This window comes from Xenophilus arseniciresistens, from assembly GCF_028023875.1.
GTDB lineage: Bacteria > Pseudomonadota > Gammaproteobacteria > Burkholderiales > Burkholderiaceae_C > Xenophilus > Xenophilus arseniciresistens.
In genome coordinates, this window is record NZ_JAQIPB010000009.1 from 144,912 (window position 1) to 157,114 (window position 12,203).

Genomic DNA, 12,203 nt, shown 5'->3' on the forward strand with positions numbered 1-12,203 from the left:
CTCACAAGCGGGGAAACACCCCCGCGGCCAAGGGAATGCAGGCCATTTTGGCACCTGGGGTGCGTGCTATAAACCACGGCCTCGCGCCTGTACGGCCGGGGGTGACCAGCCCTTTCAACCGCACCTGCAAGCCCTGCCCCACGGCCAGCCAGCCTATCGATGAAGCGCGGTTTCTACACCATCATGTCGGCCCAGTTCTTCTCGTCACTGGCCGACCAGGCGCTGTTCGTGGCCGCTGTCGAGTTGTTGCGCATCGCCGGTGCGCCGGAATGGCAGCGTGCCGCGCTGGTGCCCATCTTCGCGGTGTTCTACGTGGGCCTGGCGCCGCTGGTGGGTGCTTTTGCCGACGCCCTGCCCAAGGGCCGCGTGATGTTCATCAGCAACGCCATCAAGGTGGCGGGCTGCCTGATGATGCTCTTCGGCGGCCATCCGCTGATGGCCTATGCCGTGGTGGGCCTGGGCGCGGCGGCGTACTCGCCGGCCAAGTACGGCATCCTCACCGAACTGCTGCCGGCCTCGCAGCTGGTCAAGGCCAACGGCTGGATCGAAGGCCTGACCATCGCCTCCATCATCCTGGGCATCGTGCTGGGCGGCCAGCTCATCGGGCCGGCCGTCTCGCAGCATCTGCTGGCCTTCAATTTCCCCTTCTTCGACTTCGGCATCGACACCGCGCCCGAGGCCGCCATCCTGGTGCTGATCCTGGTGTACATGCTGGCAGCCTGGTTCAACACGCGCATTCCGCACACCGGCGTGGAGATGCGCCCGCTGCGCGCCGACCCGCAGCGCGGCCTGGTGCCCAGCCTGCTGCAGCTGCTGCCCGACTTCTGGACCTGCAACGCACGCCTGTGGCGCGACCGGCTGGGCCAGATCTCGCTGGCCACCACCACGCTGTTCTGGGGCGCCAGCGGCAACCTCAAGTACATCGTGCTGCCCTGGGCCGCGCTGGCGCTGGGCTATGACACGACCCGGGCCTCGGCCCTGACGGGCGTGCTGGCAGTGGGCACGGCGGTGGGCGCCGTGGTGGCGTCGGTGTACATGCGGCTGGACATCGCCACCCGCGTCATCCCGCTGGGCATCGCCATGGGCGTGCTGGTGATGGGCATGAATTTCGTCGACAGCGTGTGGATCGCGATCCCGTTCTTGATGCTGCTGGGCGGGCTGGGCGGCTTCGTGGTGGTGCCCATGAACGCGCTGCTGCAGCACCGCGGCCACAACCTGATGGGCGCGGGCCGCTCCATCGCCGTGCAGAACTTCAATGAGCAGGCCTGCATCCTGCTGCTGGGCGCCTTCTACGTGCTGTGCACCTGGGCCGGCCTGACGGCCTTCGGCGCCATCACGGCCTTCGGCGGCGTGGTGGCGGCTTTCATGGTCTTGATCTGGTGGTGGCACCGGCGCAACCTGCGCATGCATGCCGAAGAGGTGGAGCATCTGCTGCACATTGCCCGTAGCGATAAGCATCACTAACAACCCCCAGGCCGCTTCGCGGCTCCCCCTGCTGGTTCCCGAAGGGGGCGCACCCAGAGGCCTGGCAAAGCCAGTTCCTCGGGTGCCCTGAGGGCTTCGCTTCGCTTGCCGGCTGGGCTGAAGAAAAGCGCCAGCCACTTCCCCCTGTTTCCGTTCATGCCCGTCCTAGCAATTCTCTTCAACGCCTTCGTCTGGGGTCTGTCCTGGGTGCCGTTCCGTCAGGTGGGGGCGCTGGGCTGGCATCCGCTGTGGACGACGGCGATCGTCTATCTGTGCATCATCGCGGTGGTGCTGGTGTTGCGGCGCGGCACGCTGCGCGGGGCGCTGGGCGAGCCGCGGCTGTGGTGGCTGGGGCTGGCGGCAGGGCTGACCAACGCAGGCTTCAACTGGGGCGTGACGCAGGGCGATGTGCTGCGGGTGGTGCTGCTGTTCTACCTGATGCCGCTGTGGATGGTGCTGCTGGCCTGGGCACTGCTGGGCGAACGCCCCACGCGCGCGGCCCTGGCGCGCATGGCGCTGGCGCTGGCCGGCGTGGCACTGGTGCTCAAGACGCCGGGCAGCGAATGGCCGCTGCCCGCGAGCCTGCCGGACTGGCTGGGCCTGGGCGCAGGCTTCGGCTTTGCGCTGACCAACGTCTTCCTGCGCCGGGCCGCCCACGCGCCCGGCGAATGGCGCGCCATGGCCATGTTCGTGGGCTGCGCGGGCGTGTCCCTGGGCGCGGCGCTGCTGCTGGGCGGCCTGGCCGGCCCGCTGCCGCCGCCGGCGCTGACGGCCACCCTGGACTGGCTGCCCTGGGTGGCGATGCTGGCCATCGGCTTTGCGGTGGCCAACGTGGCCCTGCAATACGGCGCGGTGCGGCTGGCGGCCGGCACGGTGTCGGTGCTGCTGCTGTCGGAGGTGCTGTTCGCCACCGTGTCGTCCGTGGCCGCTGGCGCCGCGCAACTGACGCCGCGCGTGGCCGCCGGCGGGCTGCTGCTGATGGCGGCGGCACTGTGGGCCGCCATTGCCCGGCCGCCCGCACCGCGCGATCATGAGCCCCTTTCCGCCACCTGAGAGCGCCCCATGACCACCACCCTGCACGACTTCGAGGCCCAGCGCCTGGACGGCACGCCCGTCGCCCTGAAGGACTACGCCGGCCAGGTGCTGCTGATCGTCAACACCGCCAGCCAGTGCGGCTTCACGCCGCAGTTCGCGGGCCTGGAGGCGCTGTACCGCCAGTACCAGGGCCAGGGCTTTGCGGTGCTGGGCTTTCCGAGCAACCAGTTCGGCCACCAGGACCCGGGCAGCAACGCCGAGATCGGCGCCTTCTGCCAGAAGAACTACGGCGTGAGCTTCCCGATGATGGCCAAGGTCGAAGTCAACGGCCCCGGCGCGCTGCCGCTGTACCAGTGGCTGACGCAGGAGAAGCCGGGCTTTCTGGGCAGCACCGCCATCAAGTGGAATTTCACCAAGTTCCTGGTGGGCCGCGACGGTCGCGTGATCCGCCGCTATGCGCCGCTGGACAAGCCCGAATCGCTGGCCGCCGACATCGAGCGGGCCCTGGCCGCCACAGCCTGATACGCTGCCCTGCGCTGGAAGCAGGGACAATGGTCGCCTGCCTGAAGGGGGGCGCCAGGCCCCCGAAGATTGATGCGCTGCTGGAAATGTCCGCTCTTTCCTCTTCTTTTGCCCTCTCCGACATCGAAGCCGAGATCCGGCGCCTCACACGCGAACGCGAAGCGCTGCAGGAGCAGCGGCAGAAGCTGCGCGTGGAAGAACTCAAGACGCTGGCCGACGCCTATGCGCGCAAGCTGCAGGCCGCCGGCTTCAGCGTGGCCGAAGGCCTGGCCGCGCTCAGGCCCTATGCCAGCGTGCGCCTGCAAGCCGCGCCAGACGCAGGCGCCGCCCCCGCCGCGAGCGCAGCGCCCGCTGCGCCGGCCCCCGCGGCTGCGTCGCCGGCAGCTTCCGCCCAGCCCCCGCAGCGCGCCGCGCTGAGCCTGGGCCTGGACGCGCTGCACAACCGCGCCGCCCAGGTGCTGGGCGACGACGCCCACCGCTGGCTGCGGCGCGCGCATTCGCTGCTGGGCGGCCAGACGCCGCTGCAGCTGGCTTCCACCCCGCAGGGGCTGGAGCGCGTGCATGCGCTGCTGGCCGCCTACGCGCGCGGCGCCTGAGCCGGCCGGCACTGCGGCCCGCCGCCCTGCCCATGCGCATCGCCGACCTGAAGCAACGCCTGCGCACCGCCGGCGCAGGCCCCAGCCACGAGCACCGCGTGCTGCGCCTGTGGAGTCACGCACAGCCGCGCGACAGCGGCCGGCGCCTGCCGGGCACCTTCTTTCCGGCCCCGCTGCTGGCCGAGCTGCCGGCCATCGAGGCCGAGCTGGCGGCGCTCGCCCGCGTCCATTCGGCACACCCGGCGGCCGACGGCTCGGAACGCCTGCTGGTCCAGCTGCAGGACGGCCAGATGGTCGAAAGCGTGCTGCTGCCGCGCGGCGGGCTGTGCGTGTCCTCGCAGGTGGGCTGCGCGGTGGGCTGCCGCTTCTGCATGACCGGCCGCGACGGGCTGCTGCGCCAGGTGGGCAGCGCCGAGATCGTGGCCCAGGTGGCGCTGGCGCGCCTGCGCCGGCCCGTGCGCAAGGTGGTGTTCATGGGCATGGGCGAGCCGGCCCACAACCTGGACAACGTGCTCGAGGCCATCGACCTGCTGGGCACGGTGGGCAACATCGGCCACAAGAACCTGGTCTTTTCCACCGTGGGCGATCCGCGCGCCTTCGAGCGGCTGCACCGCCAGAGCGTGAAACCCGCGCTGGCCCTGTCGCTGCACAGCAGCGATGCGGCGCGGCGCCGGCACCTGCTGCCGCGCGCGCCCGACCTGAGCCCCGAGCAGCTGGTGGAGGAATGCGAGCGCTATGCGCAAAGCACCGGCCACCCGGTGCAATACCAGTGGACGCTGCTGAAGGGCGTGAACGACGGGCCCGACGAGATCGAGGGCCTGGTGCGCCTGCTCGCGGGCCGCAAGGGCATCCTGAACCTGATTCCCTTCAACACCGTGGACGGCGCCGGCTTCAGCCGGCCCGACTGGGCGCAGTGCGAGGCGCTGGCCCGGACGCTGAAGGCCCGCGGCATCCTCACGAAGCTGCGCGATTCGGCGGGGCAGGACGTGGACGGCGGCTGCGGCCAGCTGCGGGCGCGGGCCGAAAACCTGCGCCGCGGCGGCCAGCGCGTGGCGATGCCCCAGCCGCTCAATCAGGCAGGCTGAGCCGTCCAGTCGCCCGACTTGCCGCCGCGCTTTTCTTCCACGCGCACGCCGGTGATGGTCATGCCGCGGTCGGCGGCCTTGCACATGTCGTAGACCGTGAGCAGGGCCACCTGCACGGCCGTGAGCGCTTCCATTTCCACGCCCGTGGGGCCCACGGTCTCGACGGTGGCCGTGCAGTGGACGGCCGGCACGGGCTCCGGGCGGGTCTCGAAGGCCAGCGCCACGCGCGTGATGGCCAGCGGGTGGCACAGCGGGATCAGCTCGCTGGTCTTCTTGGCCGCCTGGATGCCGGCGATGCGCGCCACGCCCAGCACGTCGCCCTTCTTGGCACTGCCGCTGTCGATCAGCGACAGCGTCGCGGCCTGCATCTCGATGCGACCGCTGGCCACGGCCACGCGGTGCGTCGCGGCCTTGGCCGCCACATCCACCATGTGGGCCTGGCCCTGGGCGTCGAAATGGGTGAGCGGCGAATGGGGCATCGTGTGAACGTTCCGGTCGGTGGCGCATCATACGGGGCCCGACGTCCTCGTTCGGGGCGCCGCCGCGCCGGCGCCCCCTGCTGCCGATGCCTCTGCCACGCCTGTCGTCTTTCCCGTCCAGCCGCCGGCCCTCGCGCCGCCATCCGCGCCTGCGGCCCGCACTGCTGGCGGCCCTGCTGGCCCTGAGCCAGGCCCTGGCGCCCGCACCGGCGCTGGCGCAGGGCCTGCCCGGCCTGGGCGATGCCGTGGACATGGGCGTGGGCGCCGAGCGCCGGCTTGGCGACAGCATCGCACGCGAGCTGTACCGCGACCCCGACTACCTCGAGGACCCGGTGCTGGACGACTACGTGCAGGGCATCTGGCAGCCGCTGCTGGCGGCCGCGCGCACGCGCGGCGAGCTCACGCCCGAGCTGGAGGAACGCTTTGCCTGGGAGCTGATGATCGGCCGCGACCGCAGCGTCAACGCCTTTGCGCTGCCCGGCGGCTACTTCGGCCTGCACACGGGGCTGATCGCCATCACCGGCAGCCGCGACGAGCTGGCCTCGGTGCTGGGGCATGAGCTGTCGCACGTCACGCAGCGGCACATCGCCCGCATCATGACCAGCCAGAGCCGCCAGGCGCCGATGCTGCTTGCGGCAATGATCCTGGGCGCGCTGGCGGCCAGCAAGAGCGGACGCAGCAGCGGCGACCTGGGCCAGGCCATGATCATGGGCGGCCAGGCCATGGCGATGCAGAAGCAGCTGGACTTCTCTCGCGACATGGAACGCGAGGCCGACCGCATCGGCTATGGCGTGATGACCCAGGCCGGCTTCTCGCCGCAGGGCGCGGCCATCATGTTCGAGCGGCTGCAGCACGCCTCGCGGCTCAACGACAACGGCTCCTTCCCCTACCTGCGCAGCCACCCGCTCAACAGCGAGCGCATCACCGACATGCAGGCGCGCTTCCAGTTCAGGGCCGACGCGCCGCGCGGCGGCCTGCCGCTGCAGGCCGAGCACGCCATGATGGCCGCGCGTGCGCGCATCCTGGGCCGCCCGGGCGTGGATTCGCTGCGCGCCTGGGTGCGCGCGGCCGAAGGCGATCTGGCGGGCCAGAGCCCCGCCGCGCGGGCCGGTACGCTCTACGCGGCCGCCTTCTCGGCCGCGCAGCTCAACGACTTCAACGCCGCGCGCGCCGCCGCCACCCGGCTGCGCGAAGCCACGCAGGCCGAGCCCGCGGCCGCGCGCATGGCGCGCCTGCTGTCGGTGGAAGTGGAACTGCTGGGCCGCAACCCGCAGGCCGCGCAGGCCCTCCTGGCGCCGCCGACGGGCGCCGAGCCCGACAAGAGCCGCGCCCACCTGCTGTTGGCCGCGCAGGTGGCGCAGGCCACGCGCCAGCCCGGGCCGATGATCCCGCCGCTGCGCGACTGGGTGGCCGTGCATCCGCGCGATGCCTCGGGCTGGCGGGCGCTGGCCGGGCTGTACCACGCGGCCAACGACCCGCTGCGGGCCATCCGCGCCGAGGCCGAGGCCAACGTCGCCATCCTCGATTACGTGGGTGCGCGCGACCGCTTCAAGGCCGCACAGGATCTGGTGCGCAACAACGCGGGCGGGCGCGGGCCGGTGCGCATCGACCACTACGAGGCGTCGATCATCGACACCCGCGCGCGCGAGAACGAAGTGAAGGTCAGGGAGCAGGCCGAGGAGCTCAAGCAGCAGCAACAGCAGCGCTGAGCCGGGGCAAGTGCCGGACCTATCGCTTGAACACGTCGCCGACCACGCGGTCGATCAGCAGGTTCAGCAGCGAGTAGATCAGCGAACCCAGCAGCGCCGCCCAGAAGCCGTCCACATGGAAGCCGCCCAGCAGGCCCGAGGCGGACCAGAACATCAGCGCGTTGATGACGAACAGGAACAGCCCCAGCGTCACCACCGTGACCGGCAGCGTGAGCACCACCAGGATGGGCCGCACGACCATGTTGAGCAGGCCGATGACGGCGGCGGCGATCAGCGCACTCGTGAAGCTGTCCACGCGCACGCCGCTGTAGAGGTAGGTGACGGCCAGCAGCGCCAGGGCGCTCAACAGCCATTGGATGATCAGTCGCATGGCGCGCAGCATAGCCGCTGCGCGCGGCGCGGCCGTGTAGTCGCGCAGCCCGTGTGCGGCCTGGCGCCTATTCGGCCAGCGTCTGGGCCAGCACCATCAGGGCGCCCACGCCCAGCGCGCCGCCCGACAGCGCGCCGTTGTTGCGACCCGGCGCGCGCGGTGCGGCCTCGGCGGAGCCGGACTGCACGGGCTCCAGCACCGCACCCACCTTGGGCCGGCGCAGGTCGATGACACGCGCCGCCCCATGGGCCAGCAGGAGCTGCTGCGTGAGCACCAGCAGCGGGCCTTGCGCCAGCACGGCAGTGAACTCGGCGCCGTCCGCCTGCAGCGCGGGCGCCAGCGTCTCCTGCAGCCGCGCGAACCACTTCACGCGCCAGTTCTCGCGCGCGCTGTGGCTGACCCACTTGCTGATGCGGCTGGTCATGCGCGGCGCGCAGGCGGCCAGCACCCAGTGCGTGGGCCGCAGGCCCGAGGCGCGCAGCTGTTCAAGCTGCCCCAGCGCATGGGTCGCATCGTCCACATAGAGGATCACTCGTTCCATCGGAATCCTTGTCAAGGCGGCGTTTTTCATCTTGGGAAGGCCCCGCGATGAAAAAACGGCACCCCTGCACTGTGAGGCAAGGGTGCCGTCTGCTCAGCCGATCAACCGTGCGCTGCGGCGGGCTTCTTGCGCGAAGCGAAGAACTTGCCCAGCGCCAGCACCAGCAGGGCGCCAAGGATGTGCGAGACCCAGTAGGTGGTCGTGGAGATCACGGCCATGCCCTTCTCGTCCATCGTGCCGAACTTGGGCAGGAAGGTCCACTTGTCGGGGTTGACGAAGGCCGGGTCGGTGACCAGCATGCCACCGGCGATCCAGCCCAGCAGCATGCCTCCCAGCGTGATGATCAGCGGGAAGCGCTCCATGAGCTTGATGACCAGCTGGCTGCCCCAGACGATGATCGGGATGGAGATCAGCAGGCCCAGGATCACCAGCAGCAGCGAATGCTCGCCCGCATTCTGCGCGGCGCCGGCGATGGCGATCACGTTGTCCACGCTCATCACCAGGTCGGCCACGATGATGGTCTTGATGGCCGCGAACAGCTTGTCGCTGCCCTGGATGTCGCCATGCCCCTCTTCCTCGGGCACCAGCAGCTTCACGCCGATCCAGATCAGCAGGATCGCGCCCACGAACTTCAGGAAGGGCACCATGAGCAGCGTCATCGCGAAGGCGATGAGGATCACCCGCAGGACGATGGCGCCGGCGGTGCCGAAGATGATGCCCTTCTTGCGCTGCTCGGGCGGCAGCTTGCGGCAGGCCAGCGCGATCACGACCGCGTTGTCCCCGCCCAGCAGGATGTCGATGATGATGATCTGGCCGAGTGCGACCCAGAACGCGGGAGAAGTCAGGAAATCCATAGAATCCTCAGTTTCTTGTCATGAATGGGAACGTGGCACCCCGCCACATTCCAGCTTGACCGCCCGCTGAGGAGGATCGAGGACATTCGTTGGCCGCACACGACTGCGTCATGCGCGAAACGAAACCACGGCCTTGATCTGCCCGCAGGTGGGCCTATCAAAGGTCTTGCTCGGCCCCTGTTCTGCTGTTTGCCGTGGTGGCCAACGCAAGTCAGGTACCCCGGTCCGCCGGAAGCTCGCGCTTCGTACTGACGACGGACCAACAGCCTCTGGCCAGGCACGGCAGCAGGGCCGCCATGCAAAACCGGGCTGGGGCTACTCCCCCTCGAGAGCGCCGATTGGACCACATCGGGCAAGTCGCGCGCAAGACATCTGCGGCTGCAAGCAAACCCGTCGGTGGCCGACACCGGCGCATGACGGCAGGCGGCTAAGATCGCCGCCCCGCATTTGCATGCGTTTTTCCATCGTGTCTCGCTTTCATGGCCGGCATCCACATCACTGACATCGAAGCCGCCATCAACTTCTGGCGCGAGCGCAAGCCATCGCCCGACGGCGTGACGCTGGCGCCCGAAGTCCGCGCGCTCGCGGAAGTCTATGCATTGATGGTTTTCTACCGCGAGGACGAGGTGGAGGACCAGGGCTTCCCGCCCGCGGCCTGGCAGGCCTGGATGGCCTGGTACGAAAGCACGCCCGACACGCCCTGCATCGCCATCTGCTCGACCAGCCAGGGCGACGACCAGTGCAAGGGCTGCGGGCGCAATTTTGACGAAGTGCAGCACTGGCCCTCGATGAGCCCGGCGGAAAAGCGCCAGACCTGGCGCCGCATCACGATGGAAGACACGGCCTGGCGCTTCAACCGCTATGCGGAACGTGCGCGCGAAGCCACGCCGGCCGCCGAGCCTGCGCCAGACGACACGCCACCCCAGCCCTGAGCGGGCGCCCACATTCACGATCCACCGACTGCCATGCAGCGCCTGGCCCAAGCCCCGAACCTGGCCCTGGCCACGCTGTGGGCCGACGCGCTGCGGGCGCAGGGCATCGGCGCCAGCGTGCAGCGTGAATTCCTCGGCGCCGCCGTCGGCCATCTACCGCCCGACCAGTGCCTGCCCGAAGTGTGGATCGACGACCAGGCGCAACAGGCACGCGCCCTGGCATTTCTGGACGCGCTGCGCTCGCCGCCGCAACGCCTGTGGCATTGCAGTTGCGGCGAACGCATTGAGGGTGGTTTTGAGCAGTGCTGGCAGTGTGGGCGGCTGATGCCGGGGTCGGGGTCTGACACACCTGAGCGCTGATCCAGCTCCTGCCCAGCGCAGTCAGCCAAGGCGGGTGCTGAAGGGCGGCATCCATCCAGCATATTTCGGGCGGCCTAAATCCAAAATCACGGATGCTTTTGGCGATTGTGCAGGGCATCACAGGCAGCTGCGTTGACTTAGGCCGTGGGGGCTGCCCTGGATGCGTTGGACTAAATCTAGCTAGGCAGCGGCCCACGGGCCATATCGCACGCCAATCTGATCATTGCGGTCTGACAAAGTGCTGAGCCGATCGGCCCGCTTCGCGGCGCTTGGGCCAGTTCGCCTCAGTCCGGCACGAACCTCGTATTGAACCTCCCCACATCCGCCTCATCCTCCAGCGTCACCAGTTGCCCCATCTTCCCGTCCGACAACCGGCAGGCGGCAAAAAGGCTGTAGCGGCCCTTGAGGTCGTAGCTGGGCAGGTCGATCAGCGCATAGGGCTGCGGCACGAACACCTGGTGTTCGAACACGATGCGGTGCTCGTTGCGCGGCGAGGGGAAGAGCTTGTAGTCGGCGGTGTCGAAGGAGCGTGCGGTGGCCATGGCGGCATTGTCGCGGGCGCAGCCGCTTCAGCTTTGCTCAACAGCCCTTGAAGAATCTTCAAACCGCGGCCCGCGCCCAGCGCCTACAGTGCCGCACCCCTTCGCGACAGGCGCGCGGGGGCGGGGCCGTGCCATCATGGCGGCCCATGGGCCGGGCTCGGGGGTTGCCCCGCACCGGCCGCAGGAGACTCCCCCGATGAACGCCCCAGAATCCCCCACGCAGGCCCAGGCCCTGCAGCGCGCCGATCGCGCGGCCCGGCAGGCCGAGGTGGTGCGCGCCTTGCAGGCGCACCTGCCCGCGCATGCGCTGCTCTGGCATGCCGAAGACACCGTGCCCTATGAGTGCGACGGCCTGACGGCCTACCGCCAGCGGCCGCTGGTGGTGGCCCTGCCCGAGAACGAGGCCCAGGTCGCGGCGGCGCTCAAGGCCTGCCATGCGCTGGGCGTGCCGGTGGTGGCGCGCGGCGCGGGCACGGGGCTTTCGGGCGGCGCCATGCCGCACGAGCTGGGCGTGACCTTGTCGCTGGCCAAGTTCAACAAGATCCTCGAGGTCGATCCGGTGTCGCGCACGGCCACGGTGCAGTGCGGCGTGCGCAACCTGGCCATCAGCGAGGCCGCGGCGCCCTACAACCTGTATTACGCGCCCGATCCGTCGAGCCAGATCGCCTGCACCATCGGCGGCAACGTGGCCGAGAACTCGGGCGGCGTGCACTGCCTCAAGTACGGCCTGACCCTGCACAACGTGATGCGCGTGCGCGGCTTCACGGCCGAGGGCGAGCCGGTGGAGTTCGGCAGCAACGCGCTGGACTGCGCGGGGCTGGACCTGCTGGCGCTGGTGATCGGCAGCGAAGGCATGCTGGCCGTGACCACCGAGGTCACCGTCCGCCTGGTGCCCAAGCCGCAGCTGGCGCGCTGCATCATGGCCAGCTTCGACGACGTGCGCAAAGCCGGCGATGCGGTGGCGGCAGTGGTGGCGGCCGGCATCATCCCGGCCGGGCTGGAGATGATGGACAAGCCCATGACCGCGGCGGTGGAAGACTTCGTGCATGCGGGCTACGACCTGAATGCCGAGGCCATCCTTTTGTGCGAATCGGACGGCACGCCCGAAGAGGTGGAGGAAGAGATCGGCCGCATGAGCGCCGTGCTGCGCGGCTGCGGCGCCACGGCCATCGCCGTGAGCGAAAGCGAGGAAGAGCGCCTGCGCTTCTGGAGCGGGCGCAAGAACGCGTTTCCTGCGTCGGGCCGCATCAGCCCCGACTACATGTGCCTCGATTCGACCATCCCGCGCAAGCGCCTGGCCGACATCCTGCTGGCCATCCAGCAGATGGAGAAGAAGTACGGCCTGCGCTGCTGCAACGTCTTCCACGCGGGCGACGGCAACCTGCATCCGCTGGTGCTGTTCGACGCCAACGACCCCGACGAGCTGCACCGCTGCGAGCTGTTCGGCGCGGACATCCTGGAAACCAGCGTGGCCATGGGCGGCACCGTGAGCGGCGAGCATGGCGTGGGCGTGGAAAAGCTCAACAGCATGTGCGTGCAGTTCACGGCCGAAGAGAACGCGCAGATGTTCGGCATCAAGGCCGCCTTCGACCCTGCCGGCGGCCTGAACCCCGGCAAGGTGATTCCCACGCTGCAGCGCTGCGCCGAATACGGCAAGCAGGTGGTGCGCGGCGGCGTGCTGCCGCATTCCGACCTTCCTCGTTTTTGAGCACCA

14 protein-coding genes are annotated in these 12,203 nt (G+C 69.7%); 9 read left to right on the plus strand and 5 right to left on the minus strand.

The genetic code is table 11. The annotated features are described in order from the left end of the window. Positions 1–159 precede the first annotated feature (159 nt). The 5 genes from lplT to PGB34_RS18470 all read left to right on the plus strand — a co-directional run bounded on the left by lplT (position 160) and on the right by PGB34_RS18470 (position 4,702). Positions 160–1,464 carry a lysophospholipid transporter LplT gene (gene lplT / locus PGB34_RS18450; RefSeq protein ID WP_271429570.1) on the plus strand — a complete coding sequence of 435 codons (1,305 nt, stop codon included), beginning with the start codon at positions 160–162 and terminating at the stop codon, positions 1,462–1,464. Positions 1,465–1,620: 156 nt separating this feature from the next. After that, the gene (locus PGB34_RS18455) at positions 1,621–2,517 is read left to right on the plus strand and encodes a DMT family transporter (RefSeq protein ID WP_271429571.1); all 897 of its coding nucleotides are present in this window, start codon (positions 1,621–1,623) and stop codon (positions 2,515–2,517) included. Positions 2,518–2,526: 9 nt separating this feature from the next. Continuing rightward, on the plus strand, positions 2,527–3,021 hold the full coding sequence (locus tag PGB34_RS18460) for a glutathione peroxidase (RefSeq protein ID WP_271429572.1): 495 nt from the start codon (positions 2,527–2,529) through the stop codon (positions 3,019–3,021). 86 nt (positions 3,022–3,107) lie between these two features. Next, the gene (locus PGB34_RS18465) at positions 3,108–3,617 is read left to right on the plus strand and encodes an MbcA/ParS/Xre antitoxin family protein (RefSeq protein ID WP_271429573.1); all 510 of its coding nucleotides are present in this window, start codon (positions 3,108–3,110) and stop codon (positions 3,615–3,617) included. A 32-nt stretch (positions 3,618–3,649) separates the two neighbouring features. After that, on the plus strand, positions 3,650–4,702 hold the full coding sequence (locus PGB34_RS18470; protein WP_271429574.1) for an RNA methyltransferase: 1,053 nt from the start codon (positions 3,650–3,652) through the stop codon (positions 4,700–4,702). Here PGB34_RS18470 and moaC read toward each other — a convergent pair. After that, positions 4,690–5,181 (minus strand): cyclic pyranopterin monophosphate synthase MoaC, encoded by a 492-nt coding sequence (moaC, locus tag PGB34_RS18475; protein ID WP_271429575.1) that lies wholly within the window; start codon positions 5,179–5,181, stop codon positions 4,690–4,692. The two genes, PGB34_RS18470 and moaC, sit on opposite strands and share 13 nt — an antisense overlap. A gap of 86 nt (positions 5,182–5,267) precedes the next feature. On the opposite strand from moaC, the gene PGB34_RS18480 reads away from it, so the two are divergent. Continuing rightward, positions 5,268–6,890, plus strand: a complete 1,623-nt coding sequence (locus tag PGB34_RS18480; protein WP_271429576.1) for a M48 family metalloprotease — start codon at positions 5,268–5,270, stop codon at positions 6,888–6,890. Between the two features lie 19 nt (positions 6,891–6,909). Here PGB34_RS18480 and PGB34_RS18485 read toward each other — a convergent pair whose 3' ends face one another. The 3 genes from PGB34_RS18485 to PGB34_RS18495 form a co-directional block, all read right to left on the minus strand. Beyond that, positions 6,910–7,260, minus strand: a complete 351-nt coding sequence (locus PGB34_RS18485; protein ID WP_271429577.1) for a phage holin family protein — start codon at positions 7,258–7,260, stop codon at positions 6,910–6,912. 67 nt (positions 7,261–7,327) lie between these two features. Continuing rightward, positions 7,328–7,801, minus strand: a complete 474-nt coding sequence (locus PGB34_RS18490) for a hypothetical protein (RefSeq protein WP_271429578.1) — start codon at positions 7,799–7,801, stop codon at positions 7,328–7,330. Between the two features lie 101 nt (positions 7,802–7,902). Then, positions 7,903–8,655, minus strand: coding sequence for a TerC family protein (locus tag PGB34_RS18495; RefSeq protein ID WP_271429579.1), 753 nt, complete (start codon positions 8,653–8,655; stop codon positions 7,903–7,905). 479 nt (positions 8,656–9,134) lie between these two features. Here PGB34_RS18495 and PGB34_RS18500 point away from each other — a divergent pair, with 479 nt between their 5' ends. Together PGB34_RS18500 and PGB34_RS18505 are read left to right on the plus strand one after the other, a co-directional pair. Further along, positions 9,135–9,587 (plus strand): DUF3717 domain-containing protein, encoded by a 453-nt coding sequence (locus tag PGB34_RS18500; RefSeq protein WP_271429580.1) that lies wholly within the window; start codon positions 9,135–9,137, stop codon positions 9,585–9,587. 33 nt (positions 9,588–9,620) lie between these two features. After that, positions 9,621–9,947 carry a DUF2007 domain-containing protein gene (locus PGB34_RS18505; RefSeq protein WP_271429581.1) on the plus strand — a complete coding sequence of 109 codons (327 nt, stop codon included), beginning with the start codon at positions 9,621–9,623 and terminating at the stop codon, positions 9,945–9,947. A gap of 284 nt (positions 9,948–10,231) precedes the next feature. Here PGB34_RS18505 and PGB34_RS18510 read toward each other — a convergent pair whose 3' ends face one another. Next, positions 10,232–10,489: a hypothetical protein gene (locus PGB34_RS18510; protein WP_271429582.1), complete on the minus strand. Its 258-nt coding sequence runs from the start codon at positions 10,487–10,489 to the stop codon at positions 10,232–10,234. Between the two features lie 196 nt (positions 10,490–10,685). On the opposite strand from PGB34_RS18510, the gene PGB34_RS18515 reads away from it, so the two are divergent. After that, complete coding sequence (locus tag PGB34_RS18515) at positions 10,686–12,197, plus strand: FAD-linked oxidase C-terminal domain-containing protein (RefSeq protein ID WP_271429583.1); 1,512 nt, start codon at positions 10,686–10,688, stop codon at positions 12,195–12,197. Positions 12,198–12,203: the final 6 nt, after the last annotated feature.

What these genes read in the sequence shown, in the direction of transcription:
- PGB34_RS18455 (WP_271429571.1), top strand. Translation starts at nt 1,621, where the DNA reads ATGCCCGTCCTAGCAATTCTCTTCAACGCCTTCGTCTGGGGTCTGTCC.
- moaC (WP_271429575.1), bottom strand. Translation starts at nt 5,181, where the DNA reads ATGCCCCATTCGCCGCTCACCCATTTCGACGCCCAGGGCCAGGCCCAC.
- PGB34_RS18460 (WP_271429572.1), top strand. Translation starts at nt 2,527, where the DNA reads ATGACCACCACCCTGCACGACTTCGAGGCCCAGCGCCTGGACGGCACG.
- PGB34_RS18500 (WP_271429580.1), top strand. Translation starts at nt 9,135, where the DNA reads ATGGCCGGCATCCACATCACTGACATCGAAGCCGCCATCAACTTCTGG.
- PGB34_RS18515 (WP_271429583.1), top strand. Translation starts at nt 10,686, where the DNA reads ATGAACGCCCCAGAATCCCCCACGCAGGCCCAGGCCCTGCAGCGCGCC.
- PGB34_RS18510 (WP_271429582.1), bottom strand. Translation starts at nt 10,489, where the DNA reads ATGGCCACCGCACGCTCCTTCGACACCGCCGACTACAAGCTCTTCCCC.
- PGB34_RS18505 (WP_271429581.1), top strand. Translation starts at nt 9,621, where the DNA reads ATGCAGCGCCTGGCCCAAGCCCCGAACCTGGCCCTGGCCACGCTGTGG.
- lplT (WP_271429570.1), top strand. Translation starts at nt 160, where the DNA reads ATGAAGCGCGGTTTCTACACCATCATGTCGGCCCAGTTCTTCTCGTCA.
- PGB34_RS18490 (WP_271429578.1), bottom strand. Translation starts at nt 7,801, where the DNA reads ATGGAACGAGTGATCCTCTATGTGGACGATGCGACCCATGCGCTGGGG.
- PGB34_RS18495 (WP_271429579.1), bottom strand. Translation starts at nt 8,655, where the DNA reads ATGGATTTCCTGACTTCTCCCGCGTTCTGGGTCGCACTCGGCCAGATC.
- PGB34_RS18480 (WP_271429576.1), top strand. Translation starts at nt 5,268, where the DNA reads ATGCCTCTGCCACGCCTGTCGTCTTTCCCGTCCAGCCGCCGGCCCTCG.
- PGB34_RS18485 (WP_271429577.1), bottom strand. Translation starts at nt 7,260, where the DNA reads ATGCGACTGATCATCCAATGGCTGTTGAGCGCCCTGGCGCTGCTGGCC.
- PGB34_RS18470 (WP_271429574.1), top strand. Translation starts at nt 3,650, where the DNA reads ATGCGCATCGCCGACCTGAAGCAACGCCTGCGCACCGCCGGCGCAGGC.
- PGB34_RS18465 (WP_271429573.1), top strand. Translation starts at nt 3,108, where the DNA reads ATGTCCGCTCTTTCCTCTTCTTTTGCCCTCTCCGACATCGAAGCCGAG.